At 36.3% G+C, this 16,701-nt stretch carries 14 protein-coding genes, 2 pseudogenes and 2 riboswitches; of the genes and pseudogenes, 6 read left to right on the top strand and 10 right to left on the bottom strand.

What is annotated here, in order from left to right:
* Positions 1-223: 223 nt before the first annotated feature.
* Positions 224-358: a hypothetical protein gene (locus ACODS7_RS09400; protein ID WP_000833067.1), complete on the top strand. Its 135-nt coding sequence runs from the start codon at positions 224-226 to the stop codon at positions 356-358.
* Positions 359-504: 146 nt separating this feature from the next.
* On the opposite strand, the gene ACODS7_RS09395 is transcribed toward ACODS7_RS09400, so the two are convergent.
* The 6 genes from ACODS7_RS09395 to ACODS7_RS09370 form a co-directional block, all read right to left on the bottom strand.
* On the bottom strand, positions 505-1,806 hold the full coding sequence (locus ACODS7_RS09395) for a glycosyltransferase family 2 protein (protein WP_016079700.1): 1,302 nt from the start codon (positions 1,804-1,806) through the stop codon (positions 505-507).
* On the bottom strand, positions 1,803-2,558 hold the full coding sequence (locus ACODS7_RS09390; RefSeq protein WP_029443627.1) for a nucleotidyl cyclase domain-containing protein: 756 nt from the start codon (positions 2,556-2,558) through the stop codon (positions 1,803-1,805). The genes ACODS7_RS09395 and ACODS7_RS09390 overlap by 4 nt, the downstream gene beginning before the upstream one ends.
* Positions 2,559-2,819: 261 nt before the next feature.
* Positions 2,820-4,031: a NupC/NupG family nucleoside CNT transporter gene (locus ACODS7_RS09385; protein WP_016079702.1), complete on the bottom strand. Its 1,212-nt coding sequence runs from the start codon at positions 4,029-4,031 to the stop codon at positions 2,820-2,822.
* Between the two features lie 364 nt (positions 4,032-4,395).
* Positions 4,396-6,129 carry a C40 family peptidase gene (locus tag ACODS7_RS09380; RefSeq protein WP_243168341.1) on the bottom strand — a complete coding sequence of 578 codons (1,734 nt, stop codon included), beginning with the start codon at positions 6,127-6,129 and terminating at the stop codon, positions 4,396-4,398.
* A 210-nt stretch (positions 6,130-6,339) separates the two neighbouring features.
* Positions 6,340-7,224: a D-amino-acid transaminase gene (locus ACODS7_RS09375; RefSeq protein WP_080117270.1), complete on the bottom strand. Its 885-nt coding sequence runs from the start codon at positions 7,222-7,224 to the stop codon at positions 6,340-6,342.
* Between the two features lie 512 nt (positions 7,225-7,736).
* Complete coding sequence (locus ACODS7_RS09370; protein WP_000665343.1) at positions 7,737-9,665, bottom strand: LTA synthase family protein; 1,929 nt, start codon at positions 9,663-9,665, stop codon at positions 7,737-7,739.
* A gap of 545 nt (positions 9,666-10,210) precedes the next feature.
* Here ACODS7_RS09370 and ACODS7_RS09365 point away from each other — a divergent pair.
* Both ACODS7_RS09365 and ACODS7_RS09360 read left to right on the top strand, forming a co-directional pair.
* On the top strand, positions 10,211-10,576 hold the full coding sequence (locus ACODS7_RS09365) for a YkvA family protein (RefSeq protein ID WP_050844728.1): 366 nt from the start codon (positions 10,211-10,213) through the stop codon (positions 10,574-10,576).
* Positions 10,577-10,626: 50 nt separating this feature from the next.
* Positions 10,627-11,118, top strand: a complete 492-nt coding sequence (locus ACODS7_RS09360) for a metal-binding protein (RefSeq protein WP_001139059.1) — start codon at positions 10,627-10,629, stop codon at positions 11,116-11,118.
* A gap of 70 nt (positions 11,119-11,188) precedes the next feature.
* Here the strand turns inward: ACODS7_RS09360 and ACODS7_RS09355 are convergent, their stop codons facing one another.
* The gene (locus tag ACODS7_RS09355; RefSeq protein ID WP_016079707.1) at positions 11,189-11,506 is read right to left on the bottom strand and encodes a magnetosome magnetite crystal formation protein family; all 318 of its coding nucleotides are present in this window, start codon (positions 11,504-11,506) and stop codon (positions 11,189-11,191) included.
* Positions 11,507-11,802: 296 nt separating this feature from the next.
* On the opposite strand from ACODS7_RS09355, the gene lldP reads away from it, so the two are divergent.
* Entirely contained in the window at positions 11,803-13,464 is a 1,662-nt protein-coding gene (lldP, locus tag ACODS7_RS09350; protein ID WP_016079708.1) for an L-lactate permease, read from the top strand.
* A gap of 9 nt (positions 13,465-13,473) precedes the next feature.
* A riboswitch (TPP riboswitch) is annotated at positions 13,474-13,590 on the top strand.
* Positions 13,591-13,759: 169 nt separating this feature from the next.
* Here lldP and ACODS7_RS09345 read toward each other — a convergent pair.
* Together ACODS7_RS09345 and ACODS7_RS09340 are read right to left on the bottom strand one after the other, a co-directional pair.
* A pseudogene (locus ACODS7_RS09345) lies at positions 13,760-14,083 on the bottom strand (transposase).
* Between the two features lie 3 nt (positions 14,084-14,086).
* The gene (locus ACODS7_RS09340) at positions 14,087-14,908 is read right to left on the bottom strand and encodes an IS110 family transposase (RefSeq protein ID WP_243168340.1); all 822 of its coding nucleotides are present in this window, start codon (positions 14,906-14,908) and stop codon (positions 14,087-14,089) included.
* A gap of 411 nt (positions 14,909-15,319) precedes the next feature.
* On the opposite strand from ACODS7_RS09340, the gene ACODS7_RS09335 reads away from it, so the two are divergent.
* Positions 15,320-15,622: a hypothetical protein gene (locus ACODS7_RS09335; protein ID WP_000717611.1), complete on the top strand. Its 303-nt coding sequence runs from the start codon at positions 15,320-15,322 to the stop codon at positions 15,620-15,622.
* 480 nt (positions 15,623-16,102) lie between these two features.
* On the opposite strand, the gene ACODS7_RS09330 is transcribed toward ACODS7_RS09335, so the two are convergent.
* Positions 16,103-16,372: a transposase gene (locus tag ACODS7_RS09330; RefSeq protein WP_230690617.1), complete on the bottom strand. Its 270-nt coding sequence runs from the start codon at positions 16,370-16,372 to the stop codon at positions 16,103-16,105.
* 45 nt (positions 16,373-16,417) lie between these two features.
* Between ACODS7_RS09330 and ACODS7_RS09325 the strand changes: the two are divergent.
* Positions 16,418-16,489 (top strand): annotated as a pseudogene (locus ACODS7_RS09325) (L-lactate permease); the annotation flags it as partial.
* 71 nt (positions 16,490-16,560) lie between these two features.
* A riboswitch (TPP riboswitch) is annotated at positions 16,561-16,676 on the top strand.
* The last annotated feature ends 25 nt before the right edge of the window (positions 16,677-16,701 follow it).

Below are 16,701 nucleotides of genomic sequence, written 5' to 3'. Positions count from 1 at the left end.
ACGGGTAAGGGAAATAAAATACTTTATCATATAAGTAGTATGCCCTTTATATGAAGAAAAAACGATAAGTTTCGACAACATTCGATACCTTACGAATTCTATTCGTATTTTTGTCAAAAATATGTCGGAAATGTGTTGTCACTTTTATGTATATGTGCTATATTATTTCCTGTAAGCGATTTCAAATAGTTTTAAAGCGCATTCAAGGGGGACATCTAGAATAATGAAACGTTACGAAAGAAAGTGGAAGCATATTTGTTTGAAACGTGTGGCACATCGTAGTGTCCAAGAAAGCACGGAACCTAAGACTGAAACGCGCAAAGAACAGCAAGAGAAGCAATTGGTTCTACAAAAATAGCAATCACTTTTTCGTATATAAATGAAGGTCGATCGTTCGTTGGGGGATGGACGTGAAATTACTTTCAGCTAAGGGGTATTGTCTGATATATAATTTATACGGCAATAAATAAGCACAGAGCATACGGCGCTCTGTGCTTATTTTTATTATTTATCTTTTTTGAATCGAACTGTCTTATCCCAGCCAATGACTTGTTTCTTACTCTTTGCACGTAAGTATAAGATTAAGCTACGAATAAATAAGTACGTAAAGAGCTGTGCGTACGTAAAGTACATAATAACGCTAATAAAAATATTAGTCGGTGTAAAGGTTCGCTCGACACTCTGGGCACTAAATAATTGAGAAACATATGTAATATATGCGACATACCACATAAATAGTAGAGGAATGCTATATTGAATTTGGAATATCCCGAGTAGCCCAATTACAAACCAAACGTTCGAAATGATTAGGAATAGCCAAAATACAACATACACTAGAACTTGTTGTAAGGAATGAACGAGCAGTTTTCCTTTAAAGAAGCTTAATGACGAGAACATTTTTTCTAAAATGTATAAATTCCCTTGGAGCCAACGTGTACGTTGTTTAATAAGGATTTTTAAATGCTCTGGTTCTTGTTCCCAAGTAACTGATTCTGGGACGATTGGTAAGAGATAACCTTTTTGTGTAATTCGTAATGTTAATTCAGCATCTTCTGCAATTGCATAAGGGTCATAGCCACCAAGCTCTTCTAGTGCGGAGCGACGAAGAAGCATGTTTGTTCCTGTCAGTGAGCCCGTTTGGAATAGTAACCAGCGTCCAGATTGCATAAGGAGCTGGAAGATTTGAAATTCTAGTGAAATCATTCGCGTCAGCCAGTTTCTTTTTTCGTTTACTGTACGAACATGTCCAACAGCTCCAACAGCATCTTCAGTTGTTTCAGCGTGCTCTACAAGCATTCGCAGTGCGTGTGGTTCAGGCTGGTTATCTGCATCGTAAACACAGAAGTATTCACCATCTGAAATACTAAGGCCGTAGTTTAATACGCGTGATTTACCCTTCGGTTCACCGGACGGAACACGAATGTGACGAATGTGGGCATAAGCTTTTTCGAAATCATCGCCGATTTCAGGTGTTTCATCTTGAGAGTTATCATTTAATAAATAAATGGTTAGCTTTCCTGGATATTCAATCTTCGCCATTGCCTCTAAAGTATCTTTAATAACGACCCCTTCATTATGAGCAGGTATGAAAATATCGACGCTCGGATAATGTTCTAGCGTACGATCTTTTCGTTTACTATTTCGATGGATTAAGCCCGCGATTGTTAAGAAAGAGTAGTAAACGAGTAAGCCAGAGAATAGAAAGGCCGTAAAAATAAGTACATATTTAATTGAAAATGTGATACTGATCCAAAAAACGAGTACGCAAAACAGAAGAAATAAAAGAAGTATAACGAGAGTCATCATAACAATGTCTGTCCTTTGTTTCCAATTTGCTCGCGTGAAATTTTTATATCTCGGATTGCTTCAGCTGCAAGCCATTGCTCCATTTTTGGCTTTAGGCGGTTCATTACAATGTCAGCACCAGCTTCATTTGTGTTTTGTAATAAAATAACTAGTGTATTATTATCATATTCAGCAGCAAGGTCAAAATCATTCCTTACCGTTTCAACTAATAAGGAAGCTACACGGTCCATAACACTTTCCTTCGTATATTTACTAAAGGAAGTGAAATCAAAGTAAACAATAAAGCCTGTTTCATTACGACGATTCATTGCAGTCGTTAATAAAGCTTGGCGTCTCTCGAATTCTTGTCTTGTTAGTAATTTTGATTCTCCAATATATTGTTCCAACGTTCTCACACGCTCAGTTAAAGTTTTATTTTCATGAATAACTTTTTTCAATAGGTGAGTTGTTATGTATACAATGAAGAAGTTAGCTGCCATCAGGAAGTGGGTAATGATATATTGCCATTGATCTGATGTACTCCATAAATGAAGCCATGCTTCATAAAACAAATAAAATACGGAAATAATGGTTCCTAGTATGAAGAAAATAAATGCTGTTTTGTCAGCTAAAAATAAGAATAGTACATTTACGATTACGTATATTATTGTAAAAATGAGCGCATGCTCATAATTCGTCATATGTACAGTAGTAAAATAAAATACAATTTGTAGAATCCACATAGAGAGGATTTTATAGAACTTATCTTTCACAAAGCTTTCCTCCTTAAAGCTATTTCATCCATAGATACTTGTAGTATGCACAATTATTAAGAAATTGACCATTTCGTTAAATTCTTTTGAAGGGCAACAACAAGTAGCCTTTCTATTTTCATCAGAAAAATAAAAAGACCTAAACATTATTGTATCATAATGTTCTTATATTTGGGATAAAGTGATTAGTAGATACATAAAAGACGTTTGGATTGCATGAAAAAAGTCTTCTCTTGGAGAAAGAGAAGACTCTATATAAGTTTATAGGAACATCATACCTGCAACTGCTGCGTTTAAGAAGTTCGCTAGTGTACCAGCGATAACTGCTTTAATCCCTAATTGTGCAATTTGTTTACGGCGAGTAGGAGCTAGCGTTCCTGTTACACCTAACTGAATTGCGATAGAAGAGAAGTTTGCGAATCCACAGATTGCGAATGTTAAAATTAGATTTGTTTTTGCAGAGAACTCTGCCATGTGTGGTCCTAAGTTTGCGTATGCAACGAATTCGTTAATTGCAAGTTTTTGACCGATAAAGCTTGCTGCTTGTACAGCTTCACCTGGAGAAACACCGATTAAGATTGCAAATGGTGATAATAAGTAACCGAAGATTAAATCAAGGCTAAGTTTAATATCGAACCAAGAACCAACCCATCCTAATAATCCATTTAATAAAGCGATTAATGCGATGAAAGCCATTAACATTGCTGCTACGTTAATAACAAGTTGCATACCTTCAGATGCACCGCGTGCAGCTGCATCGATAACGTTTGCATCTTCACGTTCTGTAGAAAGTTCAACGTTATTATCTACTTTTTCTGTCTCTGGCATGATTAGTTTTGCAATTAATAAGCTTGATGGAGCTGCCATAATTGCAGCTGCTAATAAGTGCTCTAACGGAATACCCATTGCTGCATAGCCGACAAGAACAGATCCAGCAACAGCTGTCATACCGCTTACCATAATAGTGAAGAATTCACTATTTGTTAAGCGTGCTAAGTAAGGTTTAATTAAAATTGGAGCTTCAGTTTGTCCTAAAAATACAGTCGTTACTGAGTTTAAGCTTTCTGCTTTAGAAGTGCCAAGAAGTTTACTTAATGCACCACCAACGACGCTAACAAATTTCTGCATAATACCGAAATGATATAAGATTGCTACTAATGAACTAATAAATACGATTGGAAGTAGTGCTTGAATAACGAAGATAAATCCCCAAGGGCCTTTTGCGTTGACTAAATCCCCAGCAACGAACCTAATTCCCTCGTAAGAAAAATTAATTAATCCTTGAACACCATCAGCAGCGTGTTTTAAACCTGCTTTACCAGCATCCCATCGTAACACGATAAATGAAAATGACATTTGTAATGCTAGCGCAATTAAAATTGTGCGCCAATTAACAGCTTTGCGGTTGGAAGATAGTAAGAAAGCAATTGCTAATACTCCAATCACGCCGCCAATTCCCCATAAAAGATTCATGCAGTGTATGCTCCTTCCTCATAGTAAAAAAGTGTATAAACCAGTTGTCTATACTTTTGCGAATATACATCTTAAGTAACTTATCATAATGGACATCGGAGGTCAAACGTCTAACGAAAAGTTTAAATAAAAAGAAAATTCTTCAAAAAAACACATATGAAATGAATGGACATGAAATAGGTTATGTTTTTTATGAGAATATATACATTATGATAACGTTATGGATTATTTTTGCAGAATAAAGTGTATGAAATGGAAGAATGGATACATTATTTTTATAGAGAGAAGGTAGGAGAAAGGGAGTAATATGTTGAACTCATAGCAAAAAGCCTTCTAGTAAACTAGAAGGCTTGGAAACTATTAATTAAGGTGCTTTCGTGTATCCTAAGAAGTGGCTCTTCCAATAAGAGTTACTTAATGAAGCGATTGCTACACCTTTATCTCCAGCTTGGATAAATGATCCGCCCCCAAGGTAAATACCCATGTGAGAAGGACCTGATTTATAAGTGTTTTGGAAATAAATTAAGTCACCTGGTTGTGGATTTGAAGTTTGTGGTAGGCTACTCCAATATCCTGCAACACTTTGACGGCTAATGTTATGACCAAATTTCTTAAATACGTGGTAGATGTAGCCACTGCAGTCTACGCCGTTAGCAGAAGTTCCGCCCCAAACGTATGGTACACCTTGCATTGATTTTGCATATGCAAGTACGGAAGAACTGTCGCCACTATTATTGCCTGTATTATTATTGTTGTTATTGTTTTGATTGTTATTTTGGTTATTGTTAGGCTTATTATCTACTGCGCCTCCAACTGGTGTTTTAGATAGGTAACGTGTTCCGATATAACCAGCTTGACCGTTGTAGTTAATTTTGCTCCATCCAGAGTTTTCAGAGATTACTTGAACCTTCTGACCTTGTGGAAGTGCGCCTATGATTCTATAATTTGTACCTTCGCCGCTACGTACATTTAGTGCAGAAGCATTAATGTAGTAGTCGCCAATTGCACCTTGGTTAGGTTGTTCAGGTTGTTTTGGTTGCTCAGGAGTAGTGCCACCTTTAACGAATTTTACAAATTCGCTACTAACAAAGCCTGTTTTTCCTTGGTAATTTACTTTAAACCAACCGTTTTCAGATCCAACTACGTTTAATGTTGTACCGTTTAAAACGCCACCAATTACACTATGGTAAGCGGCAGGGCCTGTACGAACACGTAAAGATGTAGCGTTAACTACGTAAGAACCGCCAGTTTGAATAGTTCCATTATTATTGTTTTGCTCTTGTTTGTTGCCTTCTGTAACGTTTTCGTTAGAGCCGCCTTTTGTTACGTAGTCTTTGCTTATATAAGCAGTTTGTCCTGCGTAATTGATTTTGAACCAATCTTGAACTTCGCCAACAACTTGTACTACTTGTCCTTTTGTAACAGAACCTACAGTTGTGTGAGAAGTACTAGGACCTGTACGAACACGAAGGGAAGATACATTTACTGTATAGTTTCCGCTTGCTGGTTTTACTTCTTGGTTGTTATTATTCGTGTTGTTGTTTGAAGAACCCGCATTAGAAGAAACGCCAGATACGAATTCGCCACTTACATAACCTACTTGTCCATTATGGTTAATTTTCACCCAACCATTTTCTTGTCCAATTACGTTTAAAGTTTGTCCTGCATATACACGTCCAGAAACAGAACTAGAAGTGTTAGGAGCTGTACGTACACGTAATACATCAGCAGTAACTTTATTGTTTCCACCTGTGCTTACATTGTTGTTTGTTGCTCCACTTTTTGATACAAATTCGCCACTAACAAAGCCTGTTTTTCCGTTAATGTTAATTTTGAACCAACCATTTTCTTCGCCAATCACGTTTAGTGATTGACCGTTATAAACGCGTGAGATGATGTCGTGAGAAGAGCTTGATCCCGCACGAACATGTAATACGCTCGCGTTTACCGTATAAGATGAGTTGTTTGATGCAGAAGCTTGGACAGTTGTAGCAGCTTTTTGTGTATTTTGTTCAGGTGCAGCTTGAACACTATCAAGTGTAGGTGCTGCTCCTCCTGCTACAGACACTGCCGCAAGACCGGCAAGATACTTTTTCATAATTTGTCGATTCCTTTCTGTCTGTAATGTAGTGAAGAAATATTTACCAACTGTTAAAAATTCTAAAGAGCATGTCGATTACTGTCAAGACTTATATAGGAATCTGAATATGACAAAAAGATTACAAGAAAAAAATCAAGGCATAAAATTCCACCTTGATTTCCATTTAAATGCATATATTGAATATGAAAGGACAGAAATTATTAGTGTTTAAGAAGATGACATATTGGATTGTAACAAGATTTTATTAAAAGATTTTTGCAGTTTTTTGGTGATAGGTCCAACTTGCCCATCTTGAATTGCGGTTCCATCAAGGTGGGTCATTGGTAAAATTTCAATCGTTGTGCCTGTGAAAAAGCATTCATCTGCTTGATAAACGTCACGAACGCTGAAAAGTTCTTCCTGTACAGGTATGTGAAGAGTATTCGCTAAAGAAAGGACATATTGACGAATAATGCCATTTAAAATAAGGTGATTGGCTGGATGTGTGTAAAGAGTTCCGTTTTTAATTAAAAAGAAGTTGGAATGGCTTCCTTCCGTTACAATACCATTCCTTACGAGAAGTGCCTCTTTACAGCCTTTCCGTTCAGCTTTCGTAGCAGCTAGTACGTTTGGTAATAAATTTAATGATTTAATGTCACAGCGTAGCCATCGAGTATCGGGTTCTGATATAGCGCGTATACCATATTCGATCCATAACGCTGGTCTTTCTTTTTTTGTAATATAGGCATAAATCGTCGGAGGGTTGTCATATGAAAATATATGTGTGCGAGCTTGTACACCGCGAGATACTTGCAAATAAATTGTGCCATCTTCGTGGAAATGGTTTCTTTCAATTAATTTGTAAAGTAAAGTGATGAGTTCAGCTTTTGAGAAAGGGAGCGATAATTCTATTTCTTCCATGGATCGATATAATCTCGTTATGTGCGGATCTAATAAGTGAAAGTTTCCTTTATATAGGCGAATAACCTCGTAGACACCATCTCCGAACTGCGAACCTCTCTCTTCAAGTTCTATGTACGTTTGTTGTTTTGTTGTATCAATAACTTCATCATTCCAAAGTACAAATTTTTCGTATGCCAATTTCCGTCCCATCCTTTCGTAAGTACGTAAGTAACGTGAAACTTTCATTCATGCGAGATAAGAATCACTATAGTAATTTTTATGTAAGTAATTCTCTACATATGCCCGTAAATGCCTGATTGGTGAGGGCTGATTAAAGTTTCACTTTACAGCATTTTGTATATACAAATTCGAAAATAAGAAATGAGAATCCTGCTTTTAAATAAAAAAAAGCAACATTCTTATGGAATGCTGCACAAGGAGGGTAGCTATCTTTCATAGGGACATTGTCTCGTTGAATGCTTTGTGTATGGAAACAAAACATGTTGAAAGACAATTATAAGAAAGTAGAAACAAAAGATTTACACATTTCTTTAAGGGATCTTACGAAAGATGAGAGATAAGAAATATGTAGAACCTTGTTTACATATTTTATTATAGAGATTCTTCATTAACACTATGTGAATATTTGGTAAAGGTTATGTAATTTTAAAGTTAATGAATATAAGTAGTTGTATGGAAGAAAATAAAAAAAGAGGCTGAGATTACTCAGCGCTCTTCTTTTCTTCTTTAATAGCTGTTTTTACTTCACCAGTTTTAATCTTATTACTTTCAGAGAAGCGAAGTAAGTCACCTTCAATGATTTTATCAGACATGTTCAATTCATTTTGGGCACGATCAATTAGTGGTTGAGATTCTTCTTTCGGTAATTGTACTACTTCGCCAGTAGCACGGTCGTAGAATGTACTGTTTGTGTACATGTATTTATCTGTAACGAAGCTACCGTCACGAAGAACAACAAATCCTTTATTATCAGGTGAGAATACATCATGACCGAATCGAACGTCATTCGTAGAATCTACACCAAGTAAGTTTAGAATAGTTGGTTTAATATCAATTTCACCAGTTGGTTTCGAAATTGTTTTACCTTCTTTTTGACCTGGAACGTGAATAAACATCGGTGTTTTTTGTAAGTTCATATGGTCAAATGCAGTGATTTCTTCTTTTCCTAAGAACTGTGCCATTGCACGGTTATGGTTTTCAGAAATACCGTAGTGGTCACCGTAGAATACGATTACGGAGTTGTCGTAAATACCTTCTGCTTTTAGACGCTCAATAAAGTGTTTCATTGCTTCGTCTAAGTAACGAGCAGTTACCATGTAACGGTCAAATACGCCATCACCAGAATTATATTCGTCGATTAATTTTGTACTGTCATCGTAAGTGAATGGGTAATGGTTCGTTAAAGTAAGGAAGCGAGTATAGAATGGTTGCTTCACTTCTTTCAACATATCAATAGATTGATCGAAGTATTCGATATCTTTTAATCCCCAGTTTAATTTTGTTTCCGGCGTAATCTTGTAATCAAGCTCGTTGTAGTAACGATCATAACCAAGTGCTGGATACATAATGTTACGGTTCCAGAATGTTGCGTTGTTTGCGTGGAATACCGACGTGTGATACCCTTGCTGACGTAAAATTTCTGGAGTTGCTGTATATTCATTGTTACCGTGTGTGAAGAATACAGCACCGCGGTCTAGTGGATATAAAGAAGTATCTACTAGGAATTCAGCATCAGATGTTTTACCTTGCCCAGTTTGATGGAAGAAGTTATCAAAGTAATAACTTTCTTTCGTAAATTGGTTTAAGAATGGTGTAACTTCTTGTCCGTTAACTGTTGCGCCAATTAAGAATGTTTGTAATGACTCAAGAGAGACAACAATTACGTTTTTCCCTTTTGCAGTACCGAACATATTTGGATCTGGTTTACTTTGTGTTGTTTTCACGTAGTTTTCTGTTTCTTGTAATTTACTACCGTCAGCGAATGCTTTTTGTGAACTTGATTTCGCTTGTAAGCCAAGATCGTATACTTGGTGTACATATAATCCTAAGTTTTTAACAAGCATAACGCGGTCGAATGAACGTGTTAATAGTTCTGGACGTTCAGCTTCTGCAAGCCCTAAGTTTGCGAAGAAAATAGCAACTGTTGATACGAAGTATAGAGAACGCATCGGGCGTGCTACACGCTCTGTAGGTGCAAAGTTTTTCATTTTCTTCAACAGAACGAAGAATATGATAATGTCTGCAAATGCAAGAATAATTTTGTAGTTAAATAATTCTTTCACACTAGAACCTAAACTTCCGAAGTTAGATGTTTGTCCGAGTACTGGTAAAGTAACGAAGTCATTGTAGAATCCGTAGAACATTACGTTACCAACAAGAACGATTGTTAAGATAAAATTAATTCCTAGTGCTATATAGTTACGTTTTTTCCCTTTTGCAAATAATGCAAGACCAACAAGCAGTAATGATGCTGCTAATGGGCTAAGGAATAAAATGAATTCTTGCATGAAAGATTCAAGTTTTAAATCAAAGCTTGTGCGTGTAATAATGTAAGTTTTCAGCCATAAGGCTAAAGCTACGAATACAGTGAAACGCACATTTTGAAATTGTGATTTCAAGGTTTCTTTCATTCATTTCCACCCTTTCTCTATCAGGCTTGGTCGATTTTGGAGCGAAAAATGCTAAAATAAAAAATACATAGTTTTCTTGGCCATAATTAAAGGTTCTATATTCACCCATATACGACTATAACTATGCATACCCTTTTGGTTTCTTTTGTTGCTCATAAGCATAACGTCATTTCTGTATTATACAACAAAATTCATTTCTGAGAAACACTATAACATTTTACATTTTTTGTATAAGATTTGTCACTACCAGAGAAAACTTTAACATTCGTTTATATGTCCGTCAACTAGAAAATATAACAAAGATAGAGCAGAATGTTAAGTAGAAGTGAAAATTTTCTTTGTTGAGAAATAAGAAATGAAGATGGGTAAGGGTTATCTAGAAATCTATTATATGAAGGAAATCGTGTAAAAATTAACGAACACTTGTTCTTTTTCGGTTTGTTTGTTACAATGAAAGTTCATTGATAGGTTTTGTGTAATTTCCATGAACTTTTACTGATAACATATTGTAGCTTATTTCTTTTTAAAAATAGGGAGGCTTTTTCATGAAACAAAAATTTTCAGTTGAAGCGTTTTGGAAGAAAGTAAAACGTGTTGCAAAGCAAGCAGGGCAGTCGGTCATTTATACAAGTTTATTACTGTTTTACGTTTTGCAAAGACCCGATGTTCCAAAACGAGTGAAAATTATTGTAATTGGAGCACTTGCTTATTTTATTGCACCGATTGATGCGATTCCAGATTTCATTGCTGGAATTGGCTATACGGATGATTTAGGGGCGTTAACGGCCGCACTAATACAGGTGTCGTTATACGTCAATGAAGATGTGAAAGATAAGGCACGAGTGAAGTTGGCAGAATGGTTTGGTTCGGATATAGACACAGCATTTATCGATCAGAAATTAGGTCAATAGGTGAAACCTGTCATAAGGTGACAGGACGAACGTAAGCGAGGAAGTGCATTATGCCATCAGGAAGAACGCATACGAAAATAAACTTAATATCCCTTCCGGTTGTTTTGTTTTTGCTCTTTTCGTATGGATTAACAAATTTTGATTTTTTATTAACTTTTGCAATTGGTTTTTTAGTAGGTACTTCATTTTTAACACCAGATTTAGATACGTACAGTAATGCTTATAACAAATGGGGTTTCTTACGTATATTTTGGTATCCTTATAAGAAAGTAATGCCACATCGATCTTTCTTTACGCATACGATTATACTTGGTGATGTGATTCGTATTGCGTACATGTTAATCGTCTTTTCTCCATTTTTATTCCTATTAAATGTAATCGCACTGGATGGTAATTTAATAGAAATTGCGAAGAAACATGAGGTTGAAATTGTAACGTTCTTAATGGGAATTGTTGTGGCAAGTACGCTTCACATTATAGCGGATAAAGTGAATACGCGCCGAAAGAAAATGATGAGAAAAAAGAAGAAACGCAGAAGATAAAGTGAACGAATCGGGAAAAGGACCCTTGCAATTTGCAAGGGTCCTTTTTTAAACAAACGTTTGTTTAAAATTAAGCTTTCAGTACTTTAATTCCTTTTACAATGTTCCAGATGAAGTAGTATAAGCTGATGATTCCGCAAATAGCTAAGACAATCATTGATCCAATTCCAAGTGTTATATCTGCTTGGTCAGATCCCATGCCCATAATTCCTAAAATGACTACGCCGATAAATGTAGCGATACTTGGAATGATGTGTGTCCATAGAGCACGTTTTGCATGTGGCTTTGTTTCAGCGTCCCCCACAATCCAAACGATAATTGGGAATAAGATAGGGGCAAATAGTACACTAAAGTACGATAAAGCAGCTAATATTTTGTTTCCATTCATATATATCACCTCATAAATAATGTCCGTTGTTATACTATTATTATGCAATAATTTTTGCAAGCTTTCTATCGATGAACATTACAGGAACATGACGATTTTGTAAGATTTTTTTGTTAAATGATAAAATTTTCAAAAAAATCTTTTTTAATGGAAATTGTTATGGTACAGTATAAATGAAAGTTGTTGAAAACGTTTTCTTAAACGTTTTTTTATTTTAGGCTTAAAGGTATGATGACCTGATAGTCTATTGATGAGGTTATTCTATTTAAAAGGGGATTCTTTAGGGGGAGAGAACAATGAACACATGGACACAAGTTTATGATCCGTTCGGTAATATTTGGATTTCAGCAGCAGTCGCACTTATTCCGATTATCTTTTTTTTCTTAGCTTTAGCGATTTTTCGCATGAAGGGGTATGTGGCAGGATTTATTACAGTTGTACTTACAGTTTTAGTAGCGTTATTCGCTTATAAAATGCCTTTCACGATGGCAATGGCAGCAACCGGGTACGGTTTTTTGTACGGGTTATGGCCGATTGCTTGGATTATCATTATGTCGGTATTTTTATATAAAATTTCTGTGAAAACAGGTCAATTCGATGTGATTCGTGCATCGGTATTATCGATTACGAATGATCATCGTCTACTCGTTATTTTAATTGGATTTTCATTTGGAGCATTTTTAGAAGGAGCGGCAGGATTTGGAGCACCAGTAGCGATTACAGCAGCGCTTCTTGCGGGTCTTGGGTTAAATCCTTTATACGCAGCAGGTCTTTGTTTGATTGCAAATACTGCACCAGTGGCGTTCGGAGCGATGGGAATTCCGATTACAGTTGCTGGACAAGTGACAGGTATTGATCCACATAAAATTGGACAAATGGCTGGACATCAATTACCGTTCCTATCATTATTTGTTCCATTCTTCATCGTATTTTTAATGGATGGATTTAAAGGGATAAGACAAACGTGGCCTGCATTACTTGTAGCGGGTAGTTCATTTGCGATTACGCAGTTCATTACAGCGACATTTTTAGGGCCAGAACTTCCGGATATTACATCGGCACTTGTAAGTTTAATTAGTTTAGCGCTGTTCTTAAAAGTTTGGCAGCCGAAAGAAATTTATCAATCCGGGCAAGCAAATAGTGAAGTAGCAGCAACAACGACAGCAGCATCGATGCCGAAATTAACGTTTGGAAAAGTAGTAAAAGCATGGTCTCCATTTATCGTATTAACGGTTATGGTAGTCATTTGGAGCCAAAGTTTCTTTAAGGCATTATTCGCTCCAGGAGGGGCTTTAGCAAGTCTTGTATTTAAGTTTGAAATTCCAGGTCTGCATAATCTAGTAATGAAAGCAGAACCAATTGTAAATAAACCAACGCCTTACGAGGCAATTCTGAAGTTCGATGTATTATCGGCAACTGGAACAGCGATTTTAATTGCTTGTATCATTTCCATGTTTATTTTGAAAATGAATGTAAAAGATGCAGTAGTGACATTTAAAGAAACGTTAAACGAATTAAAAATGCCAATTCTATCTATCGGATTCGTACTAGGATTTGCATTTATCGCAAACTATTCTGGTCTATCTTCTACGTTAGCGTTAGCATTAGCCGGAACTGGCGGACTATTCCCGTTCTTCTCACCATTCTTAGGCTGGATTGGCGTATTCCTAACAGGGTCTGATACGTCTGCGAATGCACTGTTCTCAAATTTACAAGCCATTACAGCGCAGCAAGTCGGCGTATCTGAAGTGCTTCTCGTTGCAGCAAATACAACAGGCGGTGTAACAGGGAAAATGATTTCCCCGCAGTCGATTGCGATCGCTTGTGCAGCAGTTGGTCTTGCTGGAAAAGAATCGGATTTGTTCCGTTTTACAGTGAAGCATAGTTTGTTCTTCGTAATTATTGTTGGTATTATGACTTATGTTCAGGCTTATTATTTAACGTGGATGATTCCATAAACAACAAAAGAAATAAACTAGGGGTGCCTAACGTATGCGTAGGCTGAGAGAGAAGCGCGTGAACTTCTTAACCCCTTTGGACCTAATCTGGCTCGTACCAGCGTAGGGAAGTTAACGGCTTTACATAATGATGTCTTTATGAGCCAGGTCCTTATTTTTTTATGGACCTGGCTCTTTTTATGGAAGATGCGCAAATTGGGAATACCGACAGTAGTGGATAGGGTTGTTCAACAAGCAATCAGTCAAGTGCTTGGTTCAATATTTGAAAAACAATTTAGCAAATCTAGTTACGGCTTTAGACAAGGGCTCTTTTATGTTTGTATTTCGGAACTTCATCATATTTCTTTAAATAATAAGCACGGTAAGTAGCTTCACGAAGTTGTACAGAGTTGGCAGCTTCAACCATGTAATAACGAAGATACTGGTTTCCCGTTCGTGTCATGGGTGTTCGTTCCGATTCAAAGTTTCCAGATTGCGATTTTTTCTAGTAAAGACCGGTGTATTTGGCCAATTGTGCTTCGTTCTCAAAGCGTTCAATTTGTCCAACTTCTGCAATGATTCCCGCGGCGTATACGACTCCAATGCCTGGAACACTTGTTAAATATCTCGCTTCTGGAATGGCTTAGAATAAAGCAGTAATGCTTTTTTCTATCTCTTTGATTTGTTTTTTCAATGTTTGAATCAATCGTGCATAAGTGGCTAATACAACGTCCACAGAGTCTTGAACGACCTTACCTAGTCGGTAGGAGTCACGTATGGCTTTCTTGATGGTTTTCGCTAAATCTTCTGGGTCGCTAAAGCGTCCTTTCCCCTTTTTCTGAAGAAGAGTAGCGAGTGCTTCTAGATCCATTTCTGCGATTTCATCCAACGAAAGGGAAACTGAGAGTATTTCCATCATCGTCGCACCAAAAACAGAGGTATTTAACTCTTTCGATAACGTATTACATTTGTAGTAAAGGTTCTTCAGAAAGTGTTGCTTACATTCTGTTTGCTGGTGAACGAGTTGATATCTAGATCGTGTTAAACGTTGAAGGGCAACGTATTTTTCCTCCTTGATAAGAAACTTATTATACCGTCCGATTCGTAAAAAATCGGCAATACGGAAAGCATCTATTTTATCGGTCTTATCTTCTTCAAAGAGTTTTTTATACCGATGGATGGCTTTTGGATTTTGTACGACCACTTCCACGTCTAAAGCCCTCAAATCCTTATCTTCCGTTAGGAACATGGAAGGATGGAAACTATAGACGGAAGTAGATTCCATACCAATGACAATTTTTTTATAGTTGTACAACTGATGAAAATGGAGAACATCCTCCTTAATGGCGTTGGCACCATTCACATCGTTTGAAAGACAAATTTCTTTCAAAACAGTGTCATGACTGTCAAGAAAACATACATCAAGTTTTTCAGAGCTTACATCAATAGCTACGAATAATCTCAAAGAAAGGACCTCCTTTCTTTGAATAGTATTTGGAATGAGCTTGGATACTGTGGGATCTCCCTAGAGTCCAAAACATAGCCACAACCTCGCGTATGAGTATTCAATGATTGCCTTCATCTAAGCTGCCCTCCCCACTATGAGAGGTAAGTGAAGGAAAACGATACAGCTTGTGCGTATGCAGTGCATTTTGGTCTGGGTCACAGTCTTTTAACGTGGTCGAACTACAGGAGGAGTAAGCATATTCCCGAGGGGTCCATTTCCGTACTTCCATTATCTGGGGAAATCCCCCAGTATCCAAGACTAAATTTTACCCATACATCATTTTTTTGATGTAGCTCTTGAAGATAAAAACTATTTAATTTTCAAGGAACAGTTATTAACTTAAAACTTATTATACGAGGAGGGTGTATCATGAAAAAAATATGCTTTGTATTAATTGTCGATGCTGGTATAAATTATGGTTCAATATTTTCTCTACCATTTTTAAGGAATCAGGATGATTTGAAGGAATATTTTTCTAAGTATTATGATGTTTCAATTAATTATATTAGAGATAAAAACTCAGTTGACTATTTGGTAGTTCCCAAACCGTGTCCAGCTTTCGATAATGAAAATAATCTTCCAATAATTGAAGTACCAGCAATCTTATTTATGGAAAAGAATTTTGAAAAAATAAAGACTTATATAGACAATTATTTTTCTAATAACTCATAAAGAAAATAAAAGTACAGTAAAAAGAAGTCCGATAAAAAACGAGTGGTGTAGAATATTTCTATTAATCATTCGTTTTTTATTATATTTACATATATTTTTTAAAAGAGGATTATAGACGTTCTGAAAAAAATTAATTATAACAAGAACGGTGTTCGTGCTACTATCTACGGTTATTTTTTGTACTAAGTCCCCCTTTAACTAACAAGATAACAAAAAATTAACATATTAAGGAAATAATGTTACGATAAATGTAAGAGATTTCTCTTTGAGTTTTAGCTCTGAATAATAAAGATAGTTAAATCACTAAATGGAGGAGCAGGTCAATTTTGTTCCTTGTATAGTAAATTGTTACCTATCTCTATTGCAGGTTGTATGGCAGGTAACAGTAGCAGTTGTAGCGAAATGCAGCAGAGACAAAGGCTCTTTGTCAAACGGGACTGATGAATGTATTTAGCAAGTAAAAAATGGTTCTTTCCGGAGTTAGTTGAAAAGTCTCATTCTCTCCAAAAGTAGAATCTTTGTCCGCAATGTGGAGAATTTGTATCGACCATACATGATTCTTTTAATAAGCTTTAACTTGTTTATGCTCCCTTCGGCAAGACCATTATTATTCTCATAAGTTACCGCATTTCTGACAGCTTCAATATCCCGGGCTAATCCATTCGTAAAGCTCTTAAACTCTTGTATATTAGTATTCTTAATTTTTTTAATACAATGGTCGAGATTCTCAACACTCTTTGTGGTGAAGATGTTTTTAAACTCCCATGTTAAGTTATAAACTATTTTTACAATAGGGTGTTCTTCGTAATTATTGTTGGTATTATGACGTATGTGCAGGCATATTATTTAACGTGGATGATTCCATAAACAACAAAAGAAATAAACTTTGCATTTTTCAGATTATCGTGTATGATGGGAAAGTATTGAAAATTAAATCAGTGATAAACTAGGGGTGCCTAACGTATGCGTAGGCTGAGAGAGAAGCGCGTGAACTTCTTAACCCTTTGGACCTGATCTGGCTCGTACCAGCGTAGGGAAGTTAACGGCTTTACATAATGATGTCTTTATGAGCCAGGTCC

The sequence above is a fragment of the Bacillus sp. FG16 genome (assembly GCF_057809515.1).
This window is presented reverse-complemented; position numbering and strand designations above follow the sequence as displayed.

Coding starts and splice junctions, on each gene's coding strand:
- lldP (WP_016079708.1), top strand. CDS start 11,803: ATGAACACATGGACACAAGTTTATGATCCGTTCGGTAATATTTGGATT.
- ACODS7_RS09380 (WP_243168341.1), bottom strand. CDS start 6,129: ATGAAAAAGTATCTTGCCGGTCTTGCGGCAGTGTCTGTAGCAGGAGGA.
- ACODS7_RS09395 (WP_016079700.1), bottom strand. CDS start 1,806: ATGATGACTCTCGTTATACTTCTTTTATTTCTTCTGTTTTGCGTACTC.
- ACODS7_RS09400 (WP_000833067.1), top strand. CDS start 224: ATGAAACGTTACGAAAGAAAGTGGAAGCATATTTGTTTGAAACGTGTG.
- ACODS7_RS09360 (WP_001139059.1), top strand. CDS start 10,627: ATGCCATCAGGAAGAACGCATACGAAAATAAACTTAATATCCCTTCCG.
- ACODS7_RS09335 (WP_000717611.1), top strand. CDS start 15,320: ATGAAAAAAATATGCTTTGTATTAATTGTCGATGCTGGTATAAATTAT.
- ACODS7_RS09375 (WP_080117270.1), bottom strand. CDS start 7,224: ATGGGACGGAAATTGGCATACGAAAAATTTGTACTTTGGAATGATGAA.
- ACODS7_RS09355 (WP_016079707.1), bottom strand. CDS start 11,506: ATGAATGGAAACAAAATATTAGCTGCTTTATCGTACTTTAGTGTACTA.
- ACODS7_RS09370 (WP_000665343.1), bottom strand. CDS start 9,665: ATGAAAGAAACCTTGAAATCACAATTTCAAAATGTGCGTTTCACTGTA.
- ACODS7_RS09385 (WP_016079702.1), bottom strand. CDS start 4,031: ATGAATCTTTTATGGGGAATTGGCGGCGTGATTGGAGTATTAGCAATT.
- ACODS7_RS09365 (WP_050844728.1), top strand. CDS start 10,211: ATGAAACAAAAATTTTCAGTTGAAGCGTTTTGGAAGAAAGTAAAACGT.